Origin of the sequence: Streptomyces sp. RLB3-17 (genome assembly GCF_007113425.2) — a bacterium.
In the GTDB taxonomy this organism is placed as follows: domain Bacteria; phylum Actinomycetota; class Actinomycetes; order Streptomycetales; family Streptomycetaceae; genus Streptomyces; species Streptomyces mirabilis_D.
The window spans coordinates 4664985-4690416 of the sequence record NZ_CP041610.2 but is presented as its reverse complement, the minus strand read 5'-3'; the positions used below and the strand labels follow the sequence as shown (position 1 = coordinate 4690416).

The window sequence follows — 25432 nt, the reverse complement described above, 5'->3', positions numbered from 1 at the left end:
GGTGTCATGTTGGCTCCAACTTGGCAACCAGGGTGTCATCCTGTTTCCGTGACCCACACCAGCAAGCCCGACACCGGCAAGCCCGACGACTCCAAGCCGCTCCCGCCCGACGACCTCGCCCCCCGCCTCTACGAGGTGTTCGCCGTACTGGGGCCCCTGTACCGGCGCGTGACCCGCAAGGTGGAGCTGAACGAGCCGATCGAAGGCCTGTCCATCGGCGTGCGCGCCGTCCTGGATCTCCTGCGCGCGCAGGGGCCCCTGACGGTCCCCCAGATGGGGCGCGCGCAGGCGCTCAGCCGTCAGTTCGTGCAGCGGATGGTCAACGAGGCGGCGGCCCACGGCCTGGTCGAGGCCGTCGCCAACCCCGCGCACCAGCGGTCCTCGCTGATCCGGCTGACCGACGACGGTCGTACGGCCATCGACGCGGTGATCACCCGCGAGAGCGCGCTGCTGAAGCGGGTGGGCGGCGACCTCACCGGCGCGGACGTGGAGAGGTGCGTACGGGTGCTGACGCGCATGCTGGAGGTCTTCGAGGACGTGGACGTCAACTGACGGCCGGGCCCGAAGGGCGGCTCAGTGGCGGCTGCCGAGCCCGCCCAGCGTCCTCAACTGGAGCCACAGCACCAGCCGTTCGTCGGGATCGTCGAGGTCGATGCCGAGCTGCTGCTGGGCCTGCCGGAGGCGGTAGCGGCAGGTGTTGGCGTGCACGGCGAGCAGCCGCGCCGCGCCCGCCATGTCGCAGCCCGCGTCCAGCCAGGCGACGAGGGTGCGCGCGTACTCGGTGCCGTGCTCGGCGTCGTGCGCGAGGACCCGTCGCCACCCGCCCGCACTCAACTCCCGCCGCTCACCCAGGACTTCGGTCAGCCGCAGCAGGGTGACGCGGGGCCTCACCTCCTCCACGGTCGCCACCGGCAACTCGGGGCCCAGGACCCGCAGGACGAGGTCGGCGTCGTCCCGGGAGGCCCGCACCTCCGCGAGCCCGCCGACCACATCCCCCAGCCCGGCCCGCACGGGCACGCGCAACGCCTGCCCGGCCCGCCTCACGATGTCCTCCGCCAGCCCTCTGTGGCTGTTTGTTCGCCTCCGGGGCGCTCCGCCACGCTCCCCGAGCGCCGGCAGCAGCGCGTACACGACCCCGTCGACGAGGACGACCGCGTGCCGCCCGTAGCGCGCCTCGCACTGCAGGCGTACGAGGTCCAGGAGCCGTAGCGCGGTCTGTTCGACGTCCGCCGCCGAGACGCTTGAGTCCAGGACGAAGGCCGCCACGCGCACGGGCGCTGGGTTTCCGTCCGGGCCGAGGCCCATGCCCAGGCGGTGGGCGGCGCCCGCCGGGTCGGCGGTGCCGTCGAGCAGGCGGCGCAGCAGGTCGCCGTTCTGGTGGCGGGCCAGCTCCTGCGCGGCGCGGGCCCGCAGCAGGAGCAGCGCCGCCGTGGACGCGCCCTGGGCGAGGGCCTCCTCGGCGTCCGGCGCGAGGCCGTCGTCGACGACCCAGAGCGAGCCGAGGGTCTCGCCGCCGGCCCGCACGGCGACGGCGAGCCGCGGCAGGTTGTCGCTGCCCGCCAGCGCGGGCAGCCGGACCACGCCCTCGGCCGCGAACAGCACCCGGTACTGCTCCGAGTTGGCGGGGCTCCCGGGTACCTGGAGGCCGAGGATGCCCGTGCGGCGGTCCTCGTCGACCGGCTGTCCCGGAACCGTCGAGTAGGCGAGGATCCGCTGCCGCGGGTCCTCGATCGCGGTGGCGCCACCGACGGCCGCGGCCACCGCGTCGGCCAGCGCGAACAGGTCCCCCAGACCGCTCCCGGTGGCCGAAGGCCGGGCGCCGATCGCGGAGGCCAGCAGCAGATGTACGTGGTGCCACGCGGCGTCCTCGTCCACGGACAGCAGGGCCACACCCGCCGACTCCGCCTCCGCGAGCGGGCCGTCCGGGCCGCGTACGACCAGCCCGCTCATCCCCGCCTCCGCCGCCGCCCGGGCGAGCGGCCCCGCCGCGGACGCCCGCACCCCGACCGCGAGCAGCAGCGCCCCGGGCGCACGGGGCAGCGGCGCGTGGGCGTCGTACAGCAGCGCCTCGGTGACGGGCACGGCGAGCCCGGCGGGCGCGGTCTGCAGTCGTACGGAGGGGCCGCCGACGACGTCCAGCAGGTCACCGAGGGTGCAGGCGTCCACGCGGCTCCTTCCCGAGGGGATGACGATGGCGATGGCGATGGCGATGGGGATGGCGATGGCGATGGGGATGACAAGGATGGTCGGCCGGTCTCGGCCGGGCGTGGTTGGCCGATCTCATCAGGAACGTACGCATGTGTTGTCCTGATGTACAACGCGGGCGCCGCCACGAGCTTCGACACTCGGTTCCATGACCGAAGAAGTGAGCATCCGTACCGTTCACGACGTCGCCGGGATCGCCGCGGTGGCCGACCTCTTCAGCGACGTCTGGCAGATGCCCCGCAGCAGCCCGCCCTATCCGGCGGAGGTGCTGCACAGCCTGGTGCACGCCGGGGGCGCGGTGCATGCCGCGTACGACGGGACACGGCTGGCCGGAGCCGCCGTCGCCGTGTTCGGGCAGCCGGGGCGGCAGGACACGTACTCCCTGGTCGCCGCGGCCGATCGCGGGCTCGGGTACGCCGTGAAGCAGGCCCAGCGCGGCTGGGCCATGGAACGCGGCGCCCGCACCATGCGCTGGACCTTCGATCCGCTGGTCGGCCGCAACGCCCGCTTCAACCTGGTCAAGCTGGGGGCCACCGGCACGGAGTACCTGGTCGACTTCTACGGGCCCATGGCGGACGGGGTGAACGACGGGGACGAGAGCGACCGGCTGACGGTGACCTGGGATCTGACCGCGCCCCGTACGCCCCGGGAGACGGGCGACCGTGACGCCGCGCCCGTCACCCACCTCGCCCCCGACGACGCCTTCCTCGCCCGCCGCGACACCTCCGACCGGCACATCTGGTGCCGGGTCCCGGACGACATCGTCAAGCTGCGCGCCGCCGACCCGACGCTCGCGCTGCGCTGGCGCCACGCCGTCCGCGCGGTCTTCACGGAGGCCTTCGCCGAGGGGTACGTCGCCACCGGGATGTCCCGCGACGGCTGGTACACCCTCACCCGCCCCACCACGGAAGGCGCCGCATGAAACTCGAACGCGTCGAAGTCGTCCACATCGCGCTGCCCCTCGTCACCCCCTTCCGTACCTCCTTCGGGACCATGACGACGAAGGACACCTTCCTCCTCCATGTCGTCACGGACGCGGCCGAGGGCTGGTCGGAGTTCGCCGCCGACCCCGAGCCGCTGTACTGCTCGGAGTTCGTGGCCGGCGCCGAGATCGTGCTCCGCGACTTCCTGCTGCCGCGCGTGGCCGCCCTCCCGCACCTCACGGCCGCCGCGCTCGCCCCCGCGACGGCGAAGATCAAGGGGCACGAGCTGGCCAAGGCGGCCCTGGAGACGGCCGTCCTCGACGCCGAGCTGCGCTCCTACGGCATGTCGCTCGCGACCTGGCTCGGAGCCGTCCGCGACCGCGTGCCCGCCGGGGTGTCGGTCGGCATCAAGGACTCCGTCCCGGCACTCCTCGACGACGTCGAGCGCTACCTCGCCGAGGGGTACGTCAGGATCAAGCTGAAGATCGAACCCGGCTGGGACCTGGAGCCCGTACGGGCCGTGCGCGAGCGCTTCGGGGACGCCCTGCCGCTCCAGGTGGACGCCAACACGGCGTACTCGCTCGCGGACGCCGAGCACCTGCGCCGGCTCGACGCGTTCGGACTGCTGCTCATCGAGGAACCGCTGGAGGAGAACAACCTCCACGCGCACGCACGGCTCCAGCAGCGCATCATCACCCCCGTCTGCCTCGACGAGTCCCTGCACAGCGCCCGCGACACCGCCTCCGCGATCGCCATGGACGCCTGCCGGGTGGTCAACGTGAAGCCCGCCCGGGTCGGCGGCTACCTGGAGGCGCGCCGCATCCACGACGTCGCCCACGCGCACGGGGTACCGGTCTGGTGCGGAGGCATGCTGGAGACGGGCATCGGCCGGGCCCCGAACCTGGCCCTGGCGGCCCTGCCGGGCTTCACCCTCCCCGGTGACACCTCCGCCTCCAGCCGCTACTTCGCCGAGGACATCACCGAGCCCTTCGTCCTTCAGGACGGTCATCTGCCGGTGCCGCGCACCCCGGGCATCGGGACCGAGCCGCTGCCGGAGGCGCTGCGCCGCTTCACCACCGCCCGGCGGGACCTGTACGGAGGCCGCGCCGAGCGGTGACGTTAGATTGATCCTGTGCTCTCTCGCCTCACGCGCCTCCAGGCCATCACCGTCTGCGCCGTTCCCGTCGTGGCCCTGCTCGCCACGGCGGCGTTCGCGCCGCTGCCGTTCTCCGTGGCGCAGCCTGGCATGACGGCGAACGTCCTGGGCGAGAACAAGGGCGACCCCGTGATCACGATCAGTGGAGCGCCCACCCGCAAGACGAACGGGCAGCTGCGGATGACGACGATCGAGGCGACCGGGCCGGACGCGAGCGTCAGCCTGGGTGACGTGATCGACGGCTGGTTCCGTACGGACCGGGCCGTGATGCCGCGCGACTCGGTCTACCCGAGCGGGAACTCCGTCAAGGAGATCGAGCAGCACAACGCCGACCAGATGAAGCAGTCCCAGGACACGGCCACCAAAGCGGCCCTGTCCTATCTGCACGAGAAGAACGACGTGAAGGTCACGCTCAAGCTGGCCGACGTCGGCGGGCCCAGCGCCGGACTGCTCTTCACGCTCGGAATCATCGACAAGCTGGACGGCGACGGCAGCGGCGGCGACCTCACGGGCGGTCGCACCGTCGCGGGTACGGGGACGATCGACGCCGACGGCAAGGTCGGCGCGGTCGGCGGGGTCGCCCTGAAGACGCAGGCCGCCCGGCGCGACGGCGCGACGGTCTTCCTGGTCCCGAAGGCGGAGTGCTCGGACGCCAGGTCGGAACTGCCCAAGGGGCTGCGACTGGTTCCGGTGACCACGCTCAACGGCGCGGTCGACGCGCTGGTGTCCCTGGAGAAGGGGAAGGGCTCGGTCCCCAGTTGTTAGCCGGCGGCCCGCGTCAGTGCGCGACGGCGACGCGGGGCGCGGCGGCGAGCCGCAGGCCGACCTCCACGAGGGTCCAGCCGAGGCGCGTCCGCAGTTCACCGGGGCGCCGGGCGGAGGCGGCCAGGCGGTGCGTCTCGGCCTGGGCCCGGAGCTCGGCGGCGCGGGTGTGGTGCAGGGCGAGGTGGGTTTCGGCGTGCGTCATGGGTGCGTCTCCGTTCGGTCCTGCGTGAGGGGGAAGGCGTGGGTGTGGAAGCGGACCTGTGCGGCCTCGGCGTCGTCCTCGGTGGCGGCCAGGTCGCGGTAGCTGTCGACGAGCGCGTGCATCTTCTCGACGAGTTCGCGGGTGAGCTCAGGGGTCAGCCGTAGCGTCGCGCTGCTCATGTCCCAGACGCGGGACCATTCCTCCGGCCACTGGGCCCGGTTGCCCAGCCAGGTCGACAGGTCCCGGGTCTGCGCGGTCGCGACCTCGTGGAGGTACATGTCGGCGGCCCCGCGCACGACCGGGTCGGTGTCCGTGAGCAGAGAGTCGTCGAACCTCAGGCCCCGGTGGGCCGCCTTCCACCACCGCTCCCGCCCCTTGCCCCGCTCCGGGGCGTCCTCGACGAAGCCGTGGGCGGCGAGTTGTCGCAGGTGGTAGCTGGTGGCACCGCTCGACTCGCCCAGCTTCTCGGCGAGCTGGGACGCGGTGGCCGGACCGCCGAAGCGCAGAGCGTCCAGAAGCTGCATGCGCAAGGGATGTGCGAGCCCGCGCAGCGAGCGGGCGTCGAGATTACGGACCTGGGGATCCTGGGGCTCTTCCATGCATCCAAAGGTAACGTTGCAAAGAAGTGGTTGCAAGGGTTTCTTTGCAACCACTTCTTTGGAAGTCGTCGCCCCGCTCACCCTCCCTTGACGAACCCCTCCTGCTTCATCCAGTCCAGCGCCACCTGGCCACGCCCACACGCTGCTGCTGGCCGCCGGAGAGCCGGCGCGGACAACGGCCCTGGAACTCGGCCGGGTCGAGGCCGACCGGGTCCAGCATCTCCTCGACGCGCGCCCTGACCCTCGACTTCGACCAGCCGACCATCTTCGGTACGAGGGCGATGTTCTGGGCGACCGTCATGTGCGGGAAGAGCCCGGACGCCTGGATGGCGTAGCCGATCTTGCGGCGCAGCTTCACCGGGTCCATGTCGGTGACGTCCTCGGCGTTGATGCGGATGCGGCCGCTGGTCGGTTCGATCAGCCGGTTGATCATCTTGAGCGTGGTGGACTTGCCGCATCCCGACGGGCCCACGAAGACGACCAGTTCGCCCGCCTTGATCTCCATGTTGACGCTGTCCACGGCGGGTTCCCGGCTGCTGGGGTAGCGCTTGGTGAGGTTCTCCAGCTCGATGGTGGCGCCGGTCGTGGAGGTGTGCGCGCCCTCGGGTGGCCCTGCGACCTCGGTCGTCTCAGGCACGGATCCCCCTCGGAATCGTCAGCCGACCGATGAGGACTTAGGCGGCGTCGAACAGCAGCGCGAGGATGATGATCCCGATCGTGCCCGCGAGTACCTGGTTGAGCGCGTTCCTGCTGCCCAGGGACGCGAGGCCGCGGAAGATCTCGTTGCCGAGGCCGGGGCCGGAGGCGTACGCCGCGATCGCCGCGATGCCCATCAGCATCTGCGTGGAGACCCGGATGCCGGTGAGGATCGGCGGCCAGGCCAGCGGCAGCTCGACCTTCAGCAGCCGGGCCGGACCGGACATGCCGATGCCCTTCGCCGCGTCCACCAGCGCGGGGTCGACCCCGCGCAGGCCCACGATCGCGTTGCGCACGATCGGCAGCAGCCCGTACAGCGTCAGCGCGATCACTGTGGGCGGCACGCCCAGGCCCACGATCGGGATCAGCAGACCGATCATGGCGAGCGACGGGATGGTCAGGATGGTGGAGGTGGTGGTCGTGGCGACGCCGCCCGCCCAGTCGCTGTGATAGGTGACGACGCCGATCACCACACCGATGAGCGTCGCGACGACCATGCACTGGAAGACCACGCCGGCGTGCTGGTACGCGTCCGTGAGCAGTTGCTGATGGCGGCTGCTCACGTACTGCCAGAAGTTCACGCCACCTCCCGGGTCCTCGGTCAGTGCTCGGTCGCCGCCTGCTCCACCAGCGGGATGATCCGCAGCGGAACGGGGTTCTCCATGACGATCGCCGTGGAGGCCCGGACGATGCCATCAAAACCGACGACCCGGTCGATCACACGTTGGAGGTCGGCGTTCGAGCGGGCCACCAGGCGGCACAGCATGTCGCCGCTGCCGGTGGTCGTGTGCAGCTCCAGCACCTCGGGGACGGTCGCCAAGTGCGCCCGTACGTCGGTGCCTTGTCCCTGCCTGATCTGCAGCGTCGCGAAGGCCGTGACGGGGTAGCCGAGCGCGGCCGGGTCCACCTGCGGACCGAACCCCCGGATGACTCCATTCGATTGAAGGCGGTCCAGCCGGGCCTGCACGGTGCCGCGCGCGACCCCGAGCCGCCGGGACATCTCCAGCACGCCGATGCGCGGCTCCTCGGCCAACAGCACGATGAGCCGGCCGTCCAGGTGATCGATCGCCATGCCGCCCTCCCGGGGTGGTCATCATGTACAGAACGCCCGCTCAGGTGGACGTTTTGCTGAGCACATTGTCCAGCTCTCCCGCAAACTATTGCGCACCTTGTGGAACGGAGAGAGTCTGCGGCCATGACGCAGACCACACACCTCACTCCCGACACCGCCCGGCAGGCAGACCCCTTCCCGGTCAAGGGAATGGACGCGGTCGTCTTCGCCGTCGGCAACGCCAAGCAGGCCGCGCACTACTACTCCACGGCCTTCGGCATGCGGCTGGTCGCCTACTCCGGACCGGAGAACGGCAGCCGCGAGACGGCGTCGTACGTCCTCGAGAACGGCTCGGCACGCTTCGTCCTCACCTCCGTCATCAAGCCCACCACCACCTGGGGCCACTTCCTGGCCGAGCACGTGGCCGTGCACGGCGACGGGGTCGTCGACCTAGCCATCGAGGTCCCGGACGCGCGCGCCGCGTTCGCGTACGCCGTCGAGCACGGCGCCCGCCCGCTCGCCGAGCCCTACGAGCTCAAGGACGAGAACGGCACGGTCGTCCTCGCCGCGATCGCCACGTACGGCGAGACCCGGCACACGCTCGTCGAACGCACCGGCTACGACGGCCCGTACCTCCCCGGGTTCACCGCCGCCGCCCCGATCGTCGAACCGCCCGCCCACCGCACCTTCCAGGCCATCGACCACTGCGTCGGCAACGTCGAACTCGGCCGCATGAACGAATGGGTCGGCTTCTACAACAAGGTCATGGGCTTCACGAACATGAAGGAGTTCGTGGGCGACGACATCGCGACCGAGTACAGCGCGCTGATGTCGAAGGTCGTCGCCGACGGCACGCTCAAGGTCAAGTTCCCGATCAACGAGCCCGCCATCGCCAAGAAGAAGTCCCAGATCGACGAGTACCTGGAGTTCTACGGCGGCGCGGGCGTCCAGCACATCGCGCTGAACACCAACGACATCGTGCAGACCGTACGCACCATGCGCGCGGCCGGGGTCCAGTTCCTGGACACGCCCGACTCGTACTACGACACCCTCGGTGAGTGGGTCGGCGACACCCGGGTCCCCGTCGACACCCTGCGCGAGCTCAAGATCCTCGCCGACCGCGACGAGGACGGCTATCTGCTCCAGATCTTCACCAAGCCGGTCCAGGACCGGCCGACCGTCTTCTTCGAGATCATCGAGCGGCACGGCTCGATGGGCTTCGGCAAGGGCAACTTCAAGGCGCTCTTCGAGGCGATCGAGCGGGAGCAGGAAAAGCGCGGCAACCTGTAGGAATCATCTGCGGATATCTGTTATCCGTCATCTGTCAGCCGATGTCTGTCAGCGGCTATCGCTCGCCGGTCAGCGGTCAGCGGTCAGCGGTCAGCGGTCAGCGGTCAGCGGTCAGCGGTCAGCGGACAGCGGACAGCGGTCAACGGTCGCCGGTCAGCGTGACGCCGAACGCCGTGGTGCCGGCGCCGGCGCCGGCGCGTGTGGCCTGGGTTGACGGGTAGCCCCCGGGTTCGCCGGATTCACGGCGGTGCCCGGCGGCCCCGCCGCGCCCTCCGTTTCCGCCGGGGTCTCGTCCTTCGGCTCGGGCGGCGGCTCCGCGGGCGGTTCGCCGAGGGCGGCCAGATCGTGCCGGGCCTGGGGGGCGAGGACGGGGGAGAAGTACGGGTTGATCTGGAGGGACTCCGCGAGGTGGCGGCGCGCGGGCGCGAGCAGGCCCAGCTCGCGTTCGATCTGCCCCCGGTGGTAGACGTACAGCGCGCTGCGGACGCCGCCGCCCTTCGTCTTGTCCGTCGCCTGCGTCGCGAACTTCAGCGCCTCCTCGTCCTCCTCGGCCCGGTGCAGCGCCCACCCCAGCGCGTCCGCGACGGCGACCCCGGGCTGGCGCGCCCACTCCTCGCGCAGCCGGCGCACCGCGTCCTCCGGATCGCCGTGGTCCGCCTCGAACAGTCCGAGGACCAGTTCGTCGTCGACACCGGCCGCGGCGTCGGTGCGCACCCGCTCCCGCAGCAGGGCGTACTGCGTCTGTGCCGCGTCGCGCACCCCCAGCGTCTCGTACAGCTCGCCCAGCTCCAGCGCGTACCGCGGATCGGGCTCCTGGGCGAGCGCCGTCCGGTACGCGCGCAGCGCCTCCGCGCTGCGTCCGAGTGCTGCCAGCGCACGCCCTTGTCCGGCGAGCGCGCCGTACTGGTCGGGGTCGATGCTCAGCGCGGCCTCGTAGTAGCGCAGCGACTCCTCGCGGTCCCCGCGCTCCCAGGCGAGCCGGCCGGTCTGCGCCAGCCACGTCGCCCGCTCGGTCGGAGCGGTGGCGGCCGCCGCCGCGTCCGCGAGGGAGGCCACCGCGTCCTCGCGCCAGCCGCGGTCCCAGTACACCTGGGCGGCCTCGGCCAGCACCGGCGGCCCGTGGTGCAGCCCCTGGAGCTTCTCCAGCGCGCCGCGGCTCGCCTTGTAGTCACCGAGGCCGCTGCAGGAGTCGATCAGCAGCGGATACGCCGTCCACCGCTTCGGCGCCAGCTTCAGCGCCTCCTCGGCCCACTTCCGCCCGGTCCGGAAGTCGTTGCGGGCGTTGGCGAGCGCGGCCAGCCCCTCCAGCGCCGTCAGGTTCCCCTTCGGTTTCGTCTCCAGCGACGTGCGCAGCGCCTGCTCGGCCTTCGGGAAGTACGCGGATGCGGCCGTCCGCCGTCCCTGCTCCACATACGCCGCGCCGAGCACCGCCCACGACCGCTCGTCGCGCGGATGGGCGCGCACATGGGCCTCGTGGTCGCCGATGAGCGCCACCAGATCGGGCAGCGCGACGGGCATCCCGGCGACCACCGCCGTCGCCGCGCGTGCCGCCGGACCCGAAGACGGCGGTGGCGCGGTCCGCCGATGCGGGGGCAGCAGCACCAGCACCCCGCCGAGGACGACAGACCCCGCCACCAGGCCGATCAGCACGTGCTTGGCGACGGAGGGACGCCGCCCGGAGGGCCCCTGGGGCGCGAGCCCCGTGAGCACCGCCTGTCGCTCTTCGATCTCCATGCCGCTCACTGTGCGTCAATACGAAGACCACACCCCGGCACGCCAAGCCCCGCGCGGATGGGGTTCACACCGATGGCCCCGAGTGCGACGCTGTGATCATGAGCCGTATCGAAGCCCCGCGCGACGAAGTCACCGGCAACCTCGTGGACCGCCTGCTGAGCGGCCTGCCGGCCGAGGCCGTCCTCATCGACCCGGACGTCACGGCCTCGTACGCGAACGACATGGCGAGCTTCTGCGAGGCGGGCACCCCCGCCGTCGTCGTCCTGCCCCGTACCGTCGAACAGGTCCAGCACGTCATGCGGATCGCGACCGAGCTGCGTGTCCCGGTCGTCCCGCAGGGCGCCCGCACCGGCCTGTCCGGCGCCGCCAACGCCTCCGACGGCTGCATCGTGCTGTCGCTGGTGAAGATGGACCGCATCCTGGAGATCAACCCGGTCGACCGGATCGCCGTCGTGGAACCCGGCGTCATCAACGCCACCCTCTCCCGCGCCGTGAACGAACACGGTCTGTACTACCCGCCGGACCCCTCCAGTTGGGAGATGTGCACGATCGGCGGGAACATCGGCACGGCCTCCGGCGGCCTGTGCTGTGTGAAGTACGGGGTGACGGCCGAGTACGTCCTCGGCCTCGACGTGGTGCTGGCCGACGGACGGCTCATGTCCACCGGCCGACGTACGGCGAAGGGGGTCGCCGGGTACGACCTCACCCGCCTCTTCGTCGGATCCGAGGGCTCGCTCGGCATCGTCGTACGGGCGATCCTGGCGCTCAAGCCGCAGCCGCCCCAGCAGTTGGTGCTGGCGGCGGAGTTCGGATCGGCGCGGGCCGCCTGCGACGCCGTGGTCCGGATCATGGAGGGCGGGCACGTCCCCTCCCTCCTCGAACTCATGGACCGTACGACGGTCAAGGCCGTCAACGACCTGGCCCACATGGGCCTCCCGGAGACCACCGAGGCGCTCCTCCTCGCCGCCTTCGACACCCACGACCCGGCCGCCGACCTGGCCGCCGTCGGCGCCCTGTGCGAGGCCGCGGGCGCGACGCAGGTGGTCCCCGCGGAGGACGCGGCGGAATCCGAACTGCTCCTCCAGGCACGGCGGTTGTCGCTCACCGCGCTCGAAGCGGTCAAGGGCACCACGATGATCGACGACGTGTGCGTGCCGCGCTCCCGGCTCGGCGACATGCTCGAAGGCATCGAACGCGTCGCCGAGAAGTACTCCCTGACCATCGGTGTCTGCGCGCACGCGGGCGACGGCAACACCCACCCCACCGTCTGCTTCGACGCCGACGATCCCGACGAGTCGCGGCGCGCCCGCGAGTCCTTCGACGAGATCATGGCCCTCGGTCTGGAACTCGGCGGCACCATCACGGGCGAACACGGCGTGGGAGTCCTGAAGAAGGAGTGGCTGGCCCGCGAGCTCGGACCGGTGGGCGTGGAGATGCAGCGCGGCATCAAGGCCGCCTTCGACCCCCTGGGCATCCTGAACCCGGGCAAGGTGCTCTAGCGCCCCGCCTCGGCCACCACGCGACGCGGGCCCGGTCGGCGCGCACCGGGCCGGTATCGGAAACAGGGACGCGAACGGGTTCACTCGCCGTCCTTCGACTCGTCCGACGGCCACGGGTCGCGCAGCCACAGGTCGTCGGCCGGGGTCGGGGTCAGCAACTCGGCGAGGCCCTCGTCGATGCCGAGCCGATCGGCCTCGAAGCCCGGCGGGACCGCTTGCAGGGTGCGCTCCAGCCAGGCGGACACCTGCGCGGTGGGCGCCTGGAGGAGGGCGTCCCCGTCCGGGGAGCTGAGCGCCATCAGGACGACGCCGCGGCCCGCGACCTTCGTCGGCCACACCCGTACGTCGCCGTGACCGCACGGCCTGAACACCCCCTCGACGAGCAGTTCACGGGCGAAGGTCCAGCCGACGGGATGGGCGGAGCCGATGTGGAAGGTGATGTGGACGGCGTACGGGTCGTCGGAGCGGTAGGTGAGCCGGGCCGGTACGGGGATGCTGCGTTCGGGCGACAGGACGAGGTCGATCTCGAGTTCGCGTTCCACCACGATGTGCATGTCGATGCGCTTCCTTTCGGGTACGGGGCCCTCAGGGCGGGCCCGTACGAGTGGAGAGCGCGATCACACGGAACCATTACGCGGGTTCGAAGAAGTTTTTTGGCGGGCGTTCCGAGACCGTGTGCCGGGCGGCGACCGCTTGTGGCGGAACCTTGCCCGAAAGAGGTGGGTACGGCGGGAGCGCCGCTGACAGGCGCGCCCGTCTGATAGATGTGGAACCCCCAAAAACCCCCGAGCAGATACGGGACGACGGACATGAGCGCCCCAACCCCGGCCCCCGGTGACGACCGGCCCCGTGAAGGGTATTACCCGGACCCCTCCATTCCTGGATATGTCCGGTACTGGAACGGTGCCTCCTGGGTACCGGGTACGAGCCGTCCCGCGCCCTCCGACGGGGTACCGCTCACGCCGCCGTCCGGTACCCGGCCGGCGGCCTCCGTTCCCGCGCCCGCTCCGGCCCCCGCCGAGGAGACCGGCCCGCACTTCTTCGACGAGGACCCGCGACCCGCCGCCGAGCCGCGCCGGGTGAGCCCGGCCGAGGCGCAGCACGGCAACAGGCCCGGGCCCGCGGCCGCGTGGGGCGCCGACCGCTCCCAGCAGTCCGGCTTCGGCGGCGAGCAGGACCGCCGAGTGTCCTGGGGCGCGCCCCCGACGGCCGACCCGCGGCTGGCACGCGCGGCCGAACCGGGGGACGCCGTCGTCCAGCCGGACGGTGAGTCCGCCCGCGCCGACGGCACGGCGACGATCCCGCCCGCGGACCGGGGCGACGCCGCGCAACCTCCCGCGTCCGGCGGCACCGTGGTGTTCCGTCGCCCCACGGGACCGGCGCGGGCCACCGGCGCCGAGGGCGCGTCCGCGGCCCCGGCGAGCGGCGCGCAGTTCGCCGGCACCGATCACCCCGACGGCGCCGCGGAGCCCGCCCCGTCCGAGGGCACCATGATCTTCCGCCCGTCCGCCCCGCGCACGGGGCCGCAACGGGGGGCGCAGACCGGGGGCACGGCTCCGGCCACCGGCGCACCGGGGGCGGACACGCCCGCGGCGGGCGGCCCCGCCGGGGCCGGGGGAGGCTTCGGTGCCGGGCAGGCCGCCCAGGCCGCGGCGGAGGCGGCCCAGTCCGCCCAGTCCGCCGCCCCGAGGCAGCCGGCCACCCCCGCACCCTCCACCCCCTCCACCCCCTCCGCGCCCTCTGTGCCCCAGCAGTCCACCGGCCCCGCCGCCACGCCCCTCACCAGTGGCCCGGGTGGGGGACAGCCGTCCTGGGCCCAGCAGGTGCACCGGCTCGCGGGTGACCAGGGCGCCGACGGGCAGCCCGTCGTGCCGTGGAAGCCGCCGGTGGACGACGTGTTCCAGGCCGCCGCCCGCAGACAGTCCGAGGCGCGCCCGGCGAGCCTCGGCAGGCGGCTGCTGGCCCGGATCGTGGACACCGCGGTACTGGCGACCGTCACCGCCGTGGCCGCCGTACCGCTGGGCACCAAGGCGATCGACCACATCAACGAGAAGGTCGACGCGGCCAAGCGGTCCGGCCAGACCGTCACGGTGTGGCTGCTCGACGGCACGACCACGGGCTACCTCGGGATCGTCCTGGCCGTCCTGCTCCTCTTCGGCGTCCTGTACGACGTGCTGCCCACCGCCAAGTGGGGCCGCACCCTCGGCAAGAAGGTGTGCGGCATCGAGGTCCGGGACATCGAGGGCCACGAACCGCCGTCCTTCGGGCGGGCCTTGCGCCGCTGGCTCGTGTACGCGGTTCCCGGCGTCCTCGTCATCGGTGTCGTCGGCGTCCTGTGGTGCCTGTTCGACAGGCCCTGGCGCCAGTGCTGGCACGACAAGGCGGCCCACACCTTCGTGGCCGCGTAGCCGCCCGTACGCCGTCGTGGTGGCCCGACTCCCCGCGCGGCGGCGCGGCCGGTCGGGAGCCCGGTCCCCCGGACGGCCGCTCGCCGGATGCGCGGCGGCGGGGTTCGCGGTCGACTCGGGCCATGAGCAGCGAACCGCCGCCCCCGGGTTCGGGTCAGCCACCGGACGAGGATCCGTTCAAGAAGCAGCCCCCGCCCGCCGAGGGTGGCGGCGGCTCCCCCTACGACGGCCCTTCACCGCCCACACCGCCCCAGGGCTCCCCGTACGACTCCCCGTACGGCGACCAGCCGCCCCCGCACGGCGGGGGCGACCCGTACGGCCCCGGCGGCCCCTACGGCGGCGACCCGCTGGCCGGCATGCCCCCGCTCGCGGACAGCGGCAAACGCACGGTGGCCAGGATCATCGACATGATCCTGGTGGGCATCGTGGTGTGGCTGCTGTCCTGGGCCTTCGGGGTCATGCAGTACAACATGAACGCCGACAAGATCGAGTACAGCAGGGGCTTCGGGCAGTCCGTGATCGCCGCGGTGCTCTACACCGGCTACGACACCATCATGATCAGCAGGTCGGGGCAGACCCTCGGCAAGAAGCTGTTCAACCTGAGGGTGGCCAACCTCGACAACGGCGCCACGCCCTCCGTGCAGACCACGCTGGTGCGCTCGCTGGTGCTGTGGATCCCGTTCGCGTTCTGCTGCGCGTGCATCTGGACCGCGATCGCGGGCGGGTGGAGCTACTTCGACAAGCCCTACAAGCAGGGCCTGCACGACAAGGCGGCCAAGACGGTGGTGGTCAGCACGGGCTGACATACGCGATCAGCCGCACTCCACGAGGAGACGGCTGACCGGGAGAGCGGCGGGTACGTGGAATCACGGGCCCGCCGGTTCGCGTACGGCGGAGACGGACGCCGACGACACGGACGACACGGACGACAAGGACGCAGAGACGGACGCGGTCTCGCGCTGTGCGGGCACCCGTTCCTGAACGGGGGCCGGTGCGGGAGCCGGTACGGCGGCCAAGGAGCCGGAACGCACGCGCTTCGGCAGCGGAACCGTTACGGCGACGAGCAGTCCGAGAGCGAGTGCCGAGAGGGTGATCACCGCGATCCCCAGGCCCGAACTCGTCTGAGACAGCAGCAGCATGGCGAGGGTGGAGAAGATCACGGTGCAGGAACCGTAGGCGAGCTGTGCGGCGGTCGGACGAGGCATGGCGATTCCTCGGGGTGGGGGTACTCCCCCCGTGCCTCTCGCGATGGGGGAGGATGCGGACAACAACGGGACCGGACGGCGACCGGGACGATCGACAACGGGAGTGTGCCGCCGGTCAGGGTGGGGCTGCGAATCGCGGGACGACAACGGTGTCGACTTGTCAATCCGTTGACATTCCAACGTTCCGCCAATCGACTCTATTCGCCTGCATGCCCTAGTGGAACGTCCGGTAAGCGTGACCTTACCCACGGTGCCGGAGCACAGGGGGCGCACGGAGTCATCGCGTCCACCAAGTGGACGGACGGACGCGCCCGTTGAGGGGGCCGATCACGGTTCGGATACCGAACTCCCGCTCCGCATAGTGCAGTTGCCAGGTTCAAGTCAAGATCTGTCTTTTCTTTGGTAACTCCGGTCGAATGTCGTCACTTGACACGCGTATACGCGCGCGGACCTCCATCACCCCGGGATCCCCCCATCCGCGCGAACGGACGCAGGGGAGGACTTCAAGTGACCAGCAGACCATGGACGTTCAGAGCGGCCGCGGTGGGTGTCGCCCTCGCGGCGGCCACCGCCACGTTCTCGACGTTCGCCGTTGCGCAGGCAGATGATGCCGCGTCGGCGGCGGCCTCGGCGAGCGCGAACCGCCACGAGCCCCGGCCGGCCGGCAACGAGGCCGGACACGACCTCGACGGCCCGCTCAGCAAGACCCAGGAAGCACAGCGCGAAGAGGCCCTGAACCAGGTCATATCCGGGGACGCGAAGGTCCAGGACCGGAACGGTTCGCAGGTCGTCAAGCTCAAGGGCAAGAACAAGTACGTCGAGCTCGGCCGCGAGAAGACCGACAAGATCTTCACGATCCTGGTCGAGTTCGGCGACCAGGTCGACAGCCGCTACGGCGGCACCGTGGGCCCGCTGCACAACCAGATAGCCGCGCCCGACCGCACCAAGGACAACAGCACGGCCTGGCAGGCGGACTACAACCAGGCGCACTTCCAGGACCTCTACTTCGGCACCGGCAAGAACACCGAGTCGCTGAAGAAGTACTACGAGAAGCAGTCCTCGGGCCGCTACTCGGTCGACGGCGAGGTCACCGACTGGGTCAAGGTCCCCTACAACGAGGCCCGTTACGGCTCCAACAAGGCGTCCACGGGCGCCTGGTACGCGGTCCAGGACGGTGTCACCGCCTGGGTCGCCGACCAGAAGGCGGCCGGCAGGTCCGACGCGGACATCAAGGCGGACCTGGCCAAGTACGACCAGTGGGACCGCTACGACTACGACGGCGACGGCAACTTCAACGAGCCCGACGGCTACATCGACCACTTCCAGATCGTGCACGCCGGTGAGGACGAGTCCGCGGGCGGCGGCGCGCAGGGCGAGGACGCGATCTGGGCGCACCGCTGGTACGCGTTCGGCACCGACGCGGGCGCCACGGGTCCGGCCGGCAACAAGCTGGGCGGCGCCGCGATCGGCGACACCGGCATCTGGGTCGGCGACTACACCATCCAGCCGGAGAACGGCGGACTCGGCGTCTACGCGCACGAGTACGGCCACGACCTCGGTCTGCCGGACGAGTACGACACCACCAACTCGGCCGAGAACTCCACGGGCTTCTGGACCCTGATGTCCTCCGGTTCCTGGCTCGGCACCGGCAGGAACGCCATCGGTGACCTGCCCGGCGACATGAACGCCTGGGACAAGCTGCAGCTCGGCTGGCTGAACTACGACACGGCCAAGGCCGCGACGAAGTCGAAGCACAAGCTGGGTGTCGCCGAGTACAACACCAAGAACAAGCAGGCCCTCGTGGTCTCGCTGCCGGACAAGGCGGTCACCACCGAGATCGTCGCCCCGGCACAGGGCTCGACCCAGTGGTGGAGCGGCAGTGGCAACGACCTCAAGAACACGCTGACGCGTTCCGTCGACCTCACCGGCAAGTCGTCGGCCGCCCTCACGCTCGACGGCTGGTACGACATCGAGGCCGACTACGACTACCTGTACACCGAGGTCTCCACCGACGGCGGCGCCAACTGGACCGCGATCGACGGCACGGTGGACGGGCAGCCGATCCCGCGCGACGGCAGTGGCAAGCCCGCGCTGACCGGCACGGTGGACGCGTACAAGAAGCTGTCGTTCCCGCTCGACGCCTACGCGGGCCAGAAGATCGACCTGCGGTTCCGCTACCAGAGCGACGGCGGCGTGGCGCTGAAGGGCTTCGCGGCCGACGAGATCTCCGTGACCGCGGACGGTTCGGCGCTCTTCTCGGACAACGCCGAGACCGCGGACGCCGCGTGGACCGCCGCCGGCTTCTCCCGCGTCGGCGCGTCCTTCACCGACGACTACCCGCAGTACTACATCGCGGAGAACCGTCAGTACGTCTCGTACGACAAGACCCTCAAGACCGGTCCGTACAACTTCGGCTTCTCGACGACGCGTCCGTCCTGGGTGGAGCACTACCCCTACCAGAACGGCCTGTTGATCTGGAAGTGGGACACCTCGCAGAAGGACAACAACGTCAGCGCGCACGCGGGCTCCGGGCTGATCCTGCCGATCGACTCGCACTCCACCGCGCTGAAGTGGTCCGACGGAACGCTGATGCGCAGCCGGATCCAGTCGTACGACTCGCCGTTCAGCCTGTACCGCACGGACGGTCTGACGCTGCACAGCGCGGACGTGGCGACGAAGATCCCGTCGAAGCCGGGGGTGCCGGTCTTCAACGACCACACCAGCACCTACTACGACACGACGGCCCCGACCGCGGGTGTCAAGATCACTGACACCAACACCAAGATCAGGATCGCCAAGGAGGCCCGTGACGGGTCGACGATCTCGCTCGAAGTGGGCCCAGCGGTGAAGTAAACGGTATTTGCGCAGGTCAGAAGCGTATCGGCGGCGACCCCCTGGCGGGTTGCCGCCGATCGTGTTTAGGTGCGTCCTGTGGATTCCTTATTGACACCGGTGCGCACGGGGGTGTGACTGCATGGCCGCAGGAGGTTTTTGCAAGCTGCCGAACGGCAGCGTGGTAGTGGCGCTGAACCTGCCCAGCCCGGCGGGCCCGGGCCCCGGCTCCGTGCGCTTTCTGGTCGTGGCCCAGAACCGCGCCCGCGCCCTGACGCGCCTGCGCAACCTCGGCCTGCGCGCGGTCTACCTCCGCGGGAACGCGGCCCCGCCCACCCCCGACGAGATCACCGCCGTCCTGCACCACCCCGACGGCCTCATATGGCGCACCACCCCGGACGGCGGCGTCCAGGGCCCCGACCTCACCCAGGAACTGTGGCGCCCGTTCAAATCCCTCCTGAGATGTCCGGCACCCCAGGCATGACCGGCGACGGCTCGGCGGCACGGACGTAGGCACCGGGCGGGCGGCCCGACAGCGGTTTCGGCCAGGACGGCTAGACGACCGGCTTTCCTGTCAGGTCCACGCCTGCTTCTCGGAGTTCTTCGAGGGCGCGGTCCGTGGTCTCCTCGGAGACCCCGGCCGTGAGGTCCAGGAGGACCTGGGTGCGGAAGCCGTTGCGGACGGAGTCCAGGGCGGTGGCGCGGACGCAGTGGTCGGTGGCGATGCCGACCACGTCCACCTCGTCGATCTCGCGGGCGCGCAGCCAGTCACCCAGCGCGACCCCGTTCTCGTCGGCGCCCTCGAAACCGCTGTACGCCGCCGCGTACGCGCCCTTGTCGAAGACGGCGTCGACCGCGCCGGAGGCGACCGCCGGAGCGAAGTTCGGGTGGAAGCCGACCCCCTCCGTGCCGGCCACACAGTGCGCGGGCCAGGAGTGGACGAAGTCGGGGTTGTCGGCGAAGTGGCCACCGGGAGCGATGTGGAGGTCACGCGTGGCGACGACATGCCGGTAGCCGGCGGGCGCCTGCCCGATCAGCTCCGTGATGGCGGCGGCCACATCGGCGCCTCCGGCCACCGCGAGGCTGCCCCCCTCGCAGAAGTCGTTCTGCACGTCTACGACGATCAAGGCGCGGCGCATGGTCGGTGTCCTTCGACTGTGTCGAGTATGGGGTCGGTGAATGTGGCAGGGGGTGTGCGGGACCGGCCTGTGGAGCCGAGCCTAGAGACTTCACGTGCGGCGCGGGAGGGGGCATTCGGTTACGGCCCGTTGCGGCGGCCGGTGCGGTGTGCGTGTTGCCGTTGCATTCCCGCTGACCGCCCGTTCATTCGTGTTTGCCCAAGGGTGGCCGGAGCCGGCCGGAGCGCCGCCCGCGCGCGCTCCGGCGCACCCCGCGCGCATTGCGTGGGCCGTATCAGATGTATTCCGTCGGAATGACCGGTTCCCCGCGCGAGAGCTGTGTCGCCGACAGCGGCAGGTTGGCGAGGGAGGCCGCGTGCCGGTCGCGCACGACGTCGAGGGGCTCGCGGGACAGGACCTGCCCGCCCTTGACGAGCTCCACCAGCAGTTGTCGGTCGGCGAGTGCCACGGGGACCACCCCGATGCCGATCACCTCGGCCTCGGCGACCCCCCGCTCGTCGAGCCGCCGCGCGGCCCACTTGCGCCCGCCGATCGAGGTCTTGCCGCCGGTGGACCTCTTGGCCACGGGCTCCAGCGGAGCCCTCGGGTCCGCCGACTCGGCGCGGGCGACCAGCTTGTAGACCATCGAGCAGGTGGGATGGCCGGAACCCGTCACCAACTGCGTACCGACGCCGTACGCGTCGACGGGCGCCGCCGCCAGCGAGGCGATCGCGTACTCGTCCAGGTCCGAGGTCACGATGATGCGCGTGTCCCTCGCGCCCAGCTCGTCCAACTGCTGCCGCACCCGGTGCGCGACCAGCAGCAGGTCCCCGGAGTCGATCCGTACGGCCCCGAGTTCCGGCCCGGCGACCTCGACCGCCATCCGTACCGCCTCAGCGACGTCGTACGTGTCCACGAGCAGCGTCGTCCCCCGGCCCAGCGAGTTCACCTGGGCCTGGAAGGCATCCCGCTCCCGGTCGTGCAGGAGGGTGAAGGCGTGTGCGGAGGTGCCGACGGTCGGGATGCCGTAGCGGAAGCCCGCGGCCAGGTCGGAGGTGGTCGTGAAGCCCCCGACGTACGCGGCCCGCGCCGCCGCCACCGCGGCCAGCTCGTGCGTCCGCCGGGCGCCCATCTCGATCAGCGGCCGGTCCCCGGCGGCGGAGGCCATCCGGGAGGCGGCGGCCGCGATGGCCGAGTCGTGGTTGAGGATGGAGAGGATCACGGTCTCCAGGAGCACGCACTCCGCGAAGGACCCCTCGACCCGCAGGATCGGCGAGCCCGGGAAGTACACCTCGCCCTCGGGATAGCCCCAGATGTCCCCGTGAAAGCGGTACGAGGCGAGCCACTCCAGGGTCGGCTCGTCCACGATGGCGTTCTCGCGCAGGAAGCCGAGGACGTCGGCGTCGAAGCGGAAGTTCTCGACGGCGTCGAGAACCCGCCCGGTGCCCGCGACGACGCCGTAGCGCCGCCCCTCCGGCAGCCGCCGCGTGAAGACCTCGAAGACCGAGCGTCGCTCGGCGGTCCCCGCGGCGAGTGAGGCCTGCAGCATCGTCAGCTCGTACTGGTCCGTGAAGAGCGCCGTCGAGGGAACGTCCACCGGCAGCCCAAGGTCCGCTGTGTTCATAAGCCTGGATGGTACCCCCATCTCGTCACTCTGACGATTTATGGAGGTCGCTGTATTCCGGTTGTATCCCGTTGTATTCCGGGGGTCCGTTTGTGCGGGCCCCCCTCTCTGGTGGCAGCATGGGCCGTGTGACCGCTCCCGCACCCCTAGAGATCGAAAAGACCGAGTCGGCGGAGGAGGTCTTCGCCGTACCCGAGCCCGACGTCCCCTGGGTCACCATCGTGCACAACGACCCGGTCAACCTCATGAGCTATGTGACGTATGTCTTCCAGACGTACTTCGGCTACACGAAGGACAAGGCCACCAAGCTCATGCTCGACGTCCATCACAAGGGCCGGGCGGTCGTCTCCAGCGGCACGCGCGAGGAGATGGAGCGCGACGTACAGGCCATGCACGGCTACGGTCTGTGGGCCACCCTTCAGCAGGACCGGAAATAGCGGGACCGGAAGTCGTCGGACCGGCGGCCGTCGGACCGGCAGCAGCCCGAGCCCTCCCTGTAAACCGCGAGCAGGACCGGAAGTAGCGAACTCACTCCATGCCAGGACACTTCGAACCGCTCCCCGGCGGCGGCGCGGCCGTCGCGCTCGACGAGGTCGAGATCTCCATCATCCGCTCCCTCGCCGTACAGCTCCTGGAGCTCATCGGGCCCGGCCCCGCGGAGAACGCCCCCGACGACCCGCTCGCCGAACTGTTCGCGGAGGGCCCCAGTGAGCCGCCCTCCGACCCCGTGCTCCAGCGCCTCTTCCCGGACGCCTACAGCGGCCCCGACGTCGAGGCGTCCTCGCCGGAACAGGCGGAGGAGCAGCGGGCGTACTCCTCCGAGTTCCGCCGCTTCACCGAGAACGACCTGCGCGCCGGCAAGCGCGAGAACGCCCTCGCGGTGATCCGCTCGCTGGACGCCCTCACCACGGCGGGCGACGGCGGCGCGGTCCTCAAGCTCTCCCCCGGGGAGTCCGAGCAGTGGCTGCGCGCCCTCAACGACCTGCGCCTGGCCATCGGGGCCCGGCTCGACGTCGTCGACGAGGAGGACACCGACCTCCTCTACCGCCTCCCGGACGAGGACCCGCGCAAGCCGATGGTGATGGCGTACCTGTGGCTGGGCGGTCTCCAGGAGACGCTCGTCGAGACGCTGATGCACTGATCGCGCCGAGATGCCCTGATCAGGGGTTGGTTCAGGGTTCAATCGGTGTTCGCTCAGAGGACGCTCAGATCCGGATAACGATCCCGTCACCGTCCTGGCCTGGTATGCACGCCTGAGTGCTTTTTGTCCGCTTCTCCCTGTGGCATGCCTTACACCATCCGCAGGCTGCCCATGTTGCGGCCGTGATAAATCTTCACGACCGCCCGACAGGACACCACCCATGTCCGGTCGGGTGCGCCACCGAGCCGGCGACCGCCGGCCAGGCACAGCTCCATCACATCCGGGGGGATCGGAACCCGATCCGAAGCCAAGTGACTGGCTCGGACCGGCATGGAGAAAGGCGCACCACACATGACCTCATCGCAGGTCGACAAGACCGACGAGCCGCGTATCGGCAGTGAGGCCGTGGGCGGCGACGCCCCCGAAGAGGGGTACGAGCGCGGGCTCGGCAGTCGCCAGGTCCAGATGATCGCGATCGGCGGCGCCATCGGCGTCGGCCTCTTCCTGGGCGCCGGGGCGAACATCGCCAAGGCGGGGCCCAGCCTCATCTTCATGTACGCCCTCGCGGGCGTGATCATCTTCTTCATCATGCGGGCGCTCGGCGAGCTGCTCCTGTACCGCCCGGTCTCGGGCTCCTTCGCGGAGTACTCCCGCGAGTTCCTCGGCCCGTTCTTCGGCTACTTCACCGGCTGGACGTACTGGCTGATGTGGGTGGTCACCGGCATGGCGGAACTCACCGCCGCCGCGATCTACGTCCACTACTGGTTCCCGTCCATCCCCCAATGGGTGACGGCACTGGTCTTCCTGGTCGTCCTCTTCGTGGCGAACCTGATCTCGGTGAAGCTCTTCGGAGAGATCGAGTTCTGGTTCTCGATGGTCAAGGTCACCGCCCTGATCGGCATGATCGTGATCGGCCTCGGCGTCCTCACCTTCGGCTTCAGCTCGGCCGGTGACACGGCCTCCGTCGCCAACCTCTGGCAGTTCGACGGCTTCTTCCCCAAGGGCATCGGCTCGTCCCTGATGACCCTCCAGGGCGTCATGTTCGCCTACCTCGCCGTCGAGCTCGTCGGCGTCACGGCGGGCGAGTCCGAGGACCCGGAGAAGACCCTCCCCAAGGCGATCAACACCCTCCCGTGGCGCATCGCGCTCTTCTACGTCGGCGCGCTCACGGTCATCCTCTGCGTCGTGAAGTGGACGGAGTTCGCCCCGGGCGTCAGCCCCTTCGTCGAGGCCTTCGCGAAGATCGGCATCCCGGCCGGCGCCGGCATCGTCAACTTCGTGGTCCTGACCGCCGCCCTGTCCTCCTGCAACTCCGGCATGTACTCCACGGGCCGCATGCTGCGCACCCTGGCGGACAACGGCGAGGCCCCCAAGGTCTTCAGCAGGCTCTCCTCGACCAAGACCCCGGCGATCGGCATCACCGTCTCCATGCTCTTCATGGGCATCGGCGTGATCCTGAACTACATCGTCCCGGAGAAGGCCTTCGGCTACGTCACCTCCGTGGCCACCGCCGCCGGCATCTGGACCTGGCTGATGATCCTGGTCAGCCACATCCTCTACCGCCGCGCGGTCGACGCCGGACGCCTGCCCGCCTCCTCCTTCCCGGCCCCGGGCGGAGCGAAGTGCAGCTGGATCGCGGTCGTCTTCCTGCTCTTCGTCACGGGCCTCATCGCCTACGACGCCGACTCCCGCGTCTGCCTGTACGTGATGGCCGGCTGGGCCGCGGCCCTGGCCATCGGCTGGTGGGTGCTCAAGGCACGCAACCCCCAGGTCACCGAGCGCCGCGAACCGGCGTTCGAGAAGGTCGGCTGACCTTCCCGGTTCAGCATGTGGGCCGCTCCGTACCACCCCTCGGTACGGAGCGGCCCTTCTGCTTATCCTGACCGACATGCTGACCATCACCCAGGCCCTCGTCGACCAGATCGTCGCCCACGCGCGCCAGGACCACCCCGACGAGGCGTGCGGCGTCGTCGCGGGCCCGGCGGGCTCGGGCCGCCCCGAGCGCTTCATCCCGATGCTCAACGCCGCCCGCTCGCCCACGTTCTACGAGTTCGACTCCGGCGACCTGCTGAAGCTGTACCGCGACATGGACGACCGCGACGAGGAGCCGGTGATCATCTACCACTCCCACACGGCGACCGAGGCATACCCCTCCCGCACCGACATCTCGTACGCCAACGAGCCCGGCGCGCACTACGTCCTCGTCTCGACGGCGGACGCGGACGACGCGGGTCCCTTCCAGTTCCGCTCGTACCGGATCGTCGAGGGAGAGGTGACGGAGGAGGAGGTCACGGTCGTGGACGCGTACTGACGCCGCTCCGACTGCGCCCCGACGTCGCTCCGATCCCTTGCTCCGGCTCCGCTCCGATCCTGCTCCGGCTCTGCCCCGATCCCGGACTTCGGGCAGAATTCATCCACCATCTGAGATCACACTCCGGGACCCGGACCGGGAATCGATACGATGAGCCCATGGTTTCCCAGGACGTGAGCGACAAGACGCCGGGCATGCTGCTCGTGGCGCGGCTGCACGTCGACCTGTGCAGGCTGCAGAGCGCCATCTGTACGCGCTGAACCCTGCCGCCGTACGGCCGTGAGCCACGGCTCCGCGGGGCCGCCACCGGCGTCCCGCTGCCCTTCCCGCGCCGCCGCGCGCCCACCGACCTGACTTTTCCTTCCGACAGGAGCCCGCAACCATGGCCATCGAGGTCCGCATCCCCACCATCCTCCGCACCTACACCGGCGGCGAGAAGGCCGTCGAGGGCGGCGGCGCGACCCTCGCCGAGCTCTTCGCCGACCTCGAGACCCGGCACGCGGGCATCCAGGCCCGGATCGTCGACGACGGCCAGCTGCGCCGCTTCGTCAACGTGTACCTGAACGACGAGGACGTCCGCTTCCTCGACGGCATCAACACCAAGCTCACCGACGGCGACAACGTGACGATCCTGCCGGCCGTGGCCGGCGGCATGGTCTGATCGGCTGCTGAT

General features: G+C 70.6%; 26 protein-coding genes and 1 pseudogene. 16 read left to right on the top strand and 11 right to left on the bottom strand.

Going from position 1 to position 25432, the window contains the following annotated elements; translation table 11 throughout:
* Positions 1-48 precede the first annotated feature (48 nt).
* The gene (locus tag FNV62_RS21415; RefSeq protein ID WP_225900320.1) at positions 49-552 is read left to right on the top strand and encodes a MarR family winged helix-turn-helix transcriptional regulator; all 504 of its coding nucleotides are present in this window, start codon (positions 49-51) and stop codon (positions 550-552) included.
* Between the two features lie 21 nt (positions 553-573).
* On the opposite strand, the gene FNV62_RS21410 is transcribed toward FNV62_RS21415, so the two are convergent.
* A complete protein-coding gene (locus tag FNV62_RS21410; protein ID WP_143601801.1) occupies positions 574-2166 on the bottom strand; it encodes a PucR family transcriptional regulator in 1593 nt (530 codons plus the stop codon).
* A gap of 187 nt (positions 2167-2353) precedes the next feature.
* Here FNV62_RS21410 and FNV62_RS21405 point away from each other — a divergent pair, with 187 nt between their 5' ends.
* Genes FNV62_RS21405 through FNV62_RS21395 form a run of 3 tightly spaced genes read left to right on the top strand, consistent with a single transcriptional unit; the run spans position 2354 to position 5049 of the window.
* A complete protein-coding gene (locus tag FNV62_RS21405) occupies positions 2354-3127 on the top strand; it encodes a chorismate synthase (protein ID WP_143601800.1) in 774 nt (257 codons plus the stop codon).
* Positions 3124-4245, top strand: coding sequence for an o-succinylbenzoate synthase (gene menC / locus FNV62_RS21400; RefSeq protein WP_097284916.1), 1122 nt, complete (start codon positions 3124-3126; stop codon positions 4243-4245). The genes FNV62_RS21405 and menC overlap by 4 nt, the downstream gene beginning before the upstream one ends.
* Before the next feature lie 15 nt (positions 4246-4260).
* Complete coding sequence (locus FNV62_RS21395; protein WP_143601799.1) at positions 4261-5049, top strand: PDZ domain-containing protein; 789 nt, start codon at positions 4261-4263, stop codon at positions 5047-5049.
* Between the two features lie 13 nt (positions 5050-5062).
* On the opposite strand, the gene FNV62_RS21390 is transcribed toward FNV62_RS21395, so the two are convergent.
* From FNV62_RS21390 to FNV62_RS21370, 5 genes and pseudogenes are all read right to left on the bottom strand, one after another.
* Positions 5063-5251 carry a hypothetical protein gene (locus FNV62_RS21390; protein ID WP_054229678.1) on the bottom strand — a complete coding sequence of 63 codons (189 nt, stop codon included), beginning with the start codon at positions 5249-5251 and terminating at the stop codon, positions 5063-5065.
* Complete coding sequence (locus FNV62_RS21385) at positions 5248-5850, bottom strand: ArsR/SmtB family transcription factor (protein ID WP_054229679.1); 603 nt, start codon at positions 5848-5850, stop codon at positions 5248-5250. The genes FNV62_RS21390 and FNV62_RS21385 overlap by 4 nt, the downstream gene beginning before the upstream one ends.
* A gap of 124 nt (positions 5851-5974) precedes the next feature.
* Positions 5975-6487 (bottom strand): annotated as a pseudogene (locus FNV62_RS21380) (ATP-binding cassette domain-containing protein); the annotation flags it as partial.
* A gap of 37 nt (positions 6488-6524) precedes the next feature.
* Positions 6525-7127: an ABC transporter permease gene (locus tag FNV62_RS21375; protein WP_143601798.1), complete on the bottom strand. Its 603-nt coding sequence runs from the start codon at positions 7125-7127 to the stop codon at positions 6525-6527.
* Between the two features lie 20 nt (positions 7128-7147).
* A complete protein-coding gene (locus tag FNV62_RS21370) occupies positions 7148-7618 on the bottom strand; it encodes an Lrp/AsnC family transcriptional regulator (RefSeq protein WP_054229681.1) in 471 nt (156 codons plus the stop codon).
* 123 nt (positions 7619-7741) lie between these two features.
* On the opposite strand from FNV62_RS21370, the gene hppD reads away from it, so the two are divergent.
* Positions 7742-8887: a 4-hydroxyphenylpyruvate dioxygenase gene (gene hppD, locus FNV62_RS21365; protein ID WP_097284913.1), complete on the top strand. Its 1146-nt coding sequence runs from the start codon at positions 7742-7744 to the stop codon at positions 8885-8887.
* 153 nt (positions 8888-9040) lie between these two features.
* Here the strand turns inward: hppD and FNV62_RS21360 are convergent, their stop codons facing one another.
* The gene (locus tag FNV62_RS21360) at positions 9041-10621 is read right to left on the bottom strand and encodes a tetratricopeptide repeat protein (protein ID WP_144315533.1); all 1581 of its coding nucleotides are present in this window, start codon (positions 10619-10621) and stop codon (positions 9041-9043) included.
* A gap of 92 nt (positions 10622-10713) precedes the next feature.
* Here FNV62_RS21360 and FNV62_RS21355 point away from each other — a divergent pair, with 92 nt between their 5' ends.
* The gene (locus FNV62_RS21355) at positions 10714-12120 is read left to right on the top strand and encodes an FAD-binding oxidoreductase (protein WP_097284911.1); all 1407 of its coding nucleotides are present in this window, start codon (positions 10714-10716) and stop codon (positions 12118-12120) included.
* 80 nt (positions 12121-12200) lie between these two features.
* On the opposite strand, the gene FNV62_RS21350 is transcribed toward FNV62_RS21355, so the two are convergent.
* Positions 12201-12674, bottom strand: coding sequence for an SsgA family sporulation/cell division regulator (locus FNV62_RS21350; protein WP_054229684.1), 474 nt, complete (start codon positions 12672-12674; stop codon positions 12201-12203).
* A 255-nt stretch (positions 12675-12929) separates the two neighbouring features.
* Between FNV62_RS21350 and FNV62_RS21345 the strand changes: the two genes are divergently transcribed.
* The gene (locus FNV62_RS21345) at positions 12930-14528 is read left to right on the top strand and encodes an RDD family protein (protein WP_144315532.1); all 1599 of its coding nucleotides are present in this window, start codon (positions 12930-12932) and stop codon (positions 14526-14528) included.
* Between the two features lie 122 nt (positions 14529-14650).
* Entirely contained in the window at positions 14651-15331 is a 681-nt protein-coding gene (locus tag FNV62_RS21340; protein ID WP_054229686.1) for an RDD family protein, read from the top strand.
* A 63-nt stretch (positions 15332-15394) separates the two neighbouring features.
* Here the strand turns inward: FNV62_RS21340 and FNV62_RS21335 are convergent, their stop codons facing one another.
* Complete coding sequence (locus FNV62_RS21335) at positions 15395-15733, bottom strand: hypothetical protein (protein WP_097284909.1); 339 nt, start codon at positions 15731-15733, stop codon at positions 15395-15397.
* Positions 15734-16240: 507 nt separating this feature from the next.
* Between FNV62_RS21335 and FNV62_RS21330 the strand changes: the two genes are divergently transcribed.
* Positions 16241-18586 (top strand): immune inhibitor A domain-containing protein, encoded by a 2346-nt coding sequence (locus FNV62_RS21330; protein WP_144315531.1) that lies wholly within the window; start codon positions 16241-16243, stop codon positions 18584-18586.
* Positions 18587-18707: 121 nt separating this feature from the next.
* Positions 18708-19049: a hypothetical protein gene (locus FNV62_RS21325; protein ID WP_097284907.1), complete on the top strand. Its 342-nt coding sequence runs from the start codon at positions 18708-18710 to the stop codon at positions 19047-19049.
* Positions 19050-19119: 70 nt separating this feature from the next.
* Here FNV62_RS21325 and FNV62_RS21320 read toward each other — a convergent pair whose 3' ends face one another.
* Both FNV62_RS21320 and FNV62_RS21315 read right to left on the bottom strand, forming a co-directional pair.
* The gene (locus FNV62_RS21320; protein WP_054229690.1) at positions 19120-19704 is read right to left on the bottom strand and encodes an isochorismatase family protein; all 585 of its coding nucleotides are present in this window, start codon (positions 19702-19704) and stop codon (positions 19120-19122) included.
* A gap of 274 nt (positions 19705-19978) precedes the next feature.
* Positions 19979-21307, bottom strand: a complete 1329-nt coding sequence (locus FNV62_RS21315) for a nicotinate phosphoribosyltransferase (RefSeq protein ID WP_143601794.1) — start codon at positions 21305-21307, stop codon at positions 19979-19981.
* Between the two features lie 119 nt (positions 21308-21426).
* Here FNV62_RS21315 and clpS point away from each other — a divergent pair, with 119 nt between their 5' ends.
* The 6 genes from clpS (at position 21427) to FNV62_RS21285 (ending at position 25420) form a co-directional block, all read left to right on the top strand.
* On the top strand, positions 21427-21744 hold the full coding sequence (gene clpS, locus FNV62_RS21310; RefSeq protein WP_054229692.1) for an ATP-dependent Clp protease adapter ClpS: 318 nt from the start codon (positions 21427-21429) through the stop codon (positions 21742-21744).
* Positions 21745-21842: 98 nt separating this feature from the next.
* Positions 21843-22448, top strand: a complete 606-nt coding sequence (locus FNV62_RS21305; protein WP_054229693.1) for a DUF2017 domain-containing protein — start codon at positions 21843-21845, stop codon at positions 22446-22448.
* 351 nt (positions 22449-22799) lie between these two features.
* Positions 22800-24260 carry an amino acid permease gene (locus FNV62_RS21295; protein WP_143601793.1) on the top strand — a complete coding sequence of 487 codons (1461 nt, stop codon included), beginning with the start codon at positions 22800-22802 and terminating at the stop codon, positions 24258-24260.
* Positions 24261-24336: 76 nt separating this feature from the next.
* A complete protein-coding gene (locus tag FNV62_RS21290; RefSeq protein ID WP_054229695.1) occupies positions 24337-24759 on the top strand; it encodes a Mov34/MPN/PAD-1 family protein in 423 nt (140 codons plus the stop codon).
* Positions 24760-24917: 158 nt separating this feature from the next.
* Positions 24918-25019, top strand: a complete 102-nt coding sequence (locus FNV62_RS57595; protein ID WP_312638615.1) for a putative leader peptide — start codon at positions 24918-24920, stop codon at positions 25017-25019.
* Between the two features lie 122 nt (positions 25020-25141).
* Positions 25142-25420, top strand: coding sequence for a MoaD/ThiS family protein (locus FNV62_RS21285; protein ID WP_054229696.1), 279 nt, complete (start codon positions 25142-25144; stop codon positions 25418-25420).
* Positions 25421-25432 lie beyond the last annotated feature (12 nt).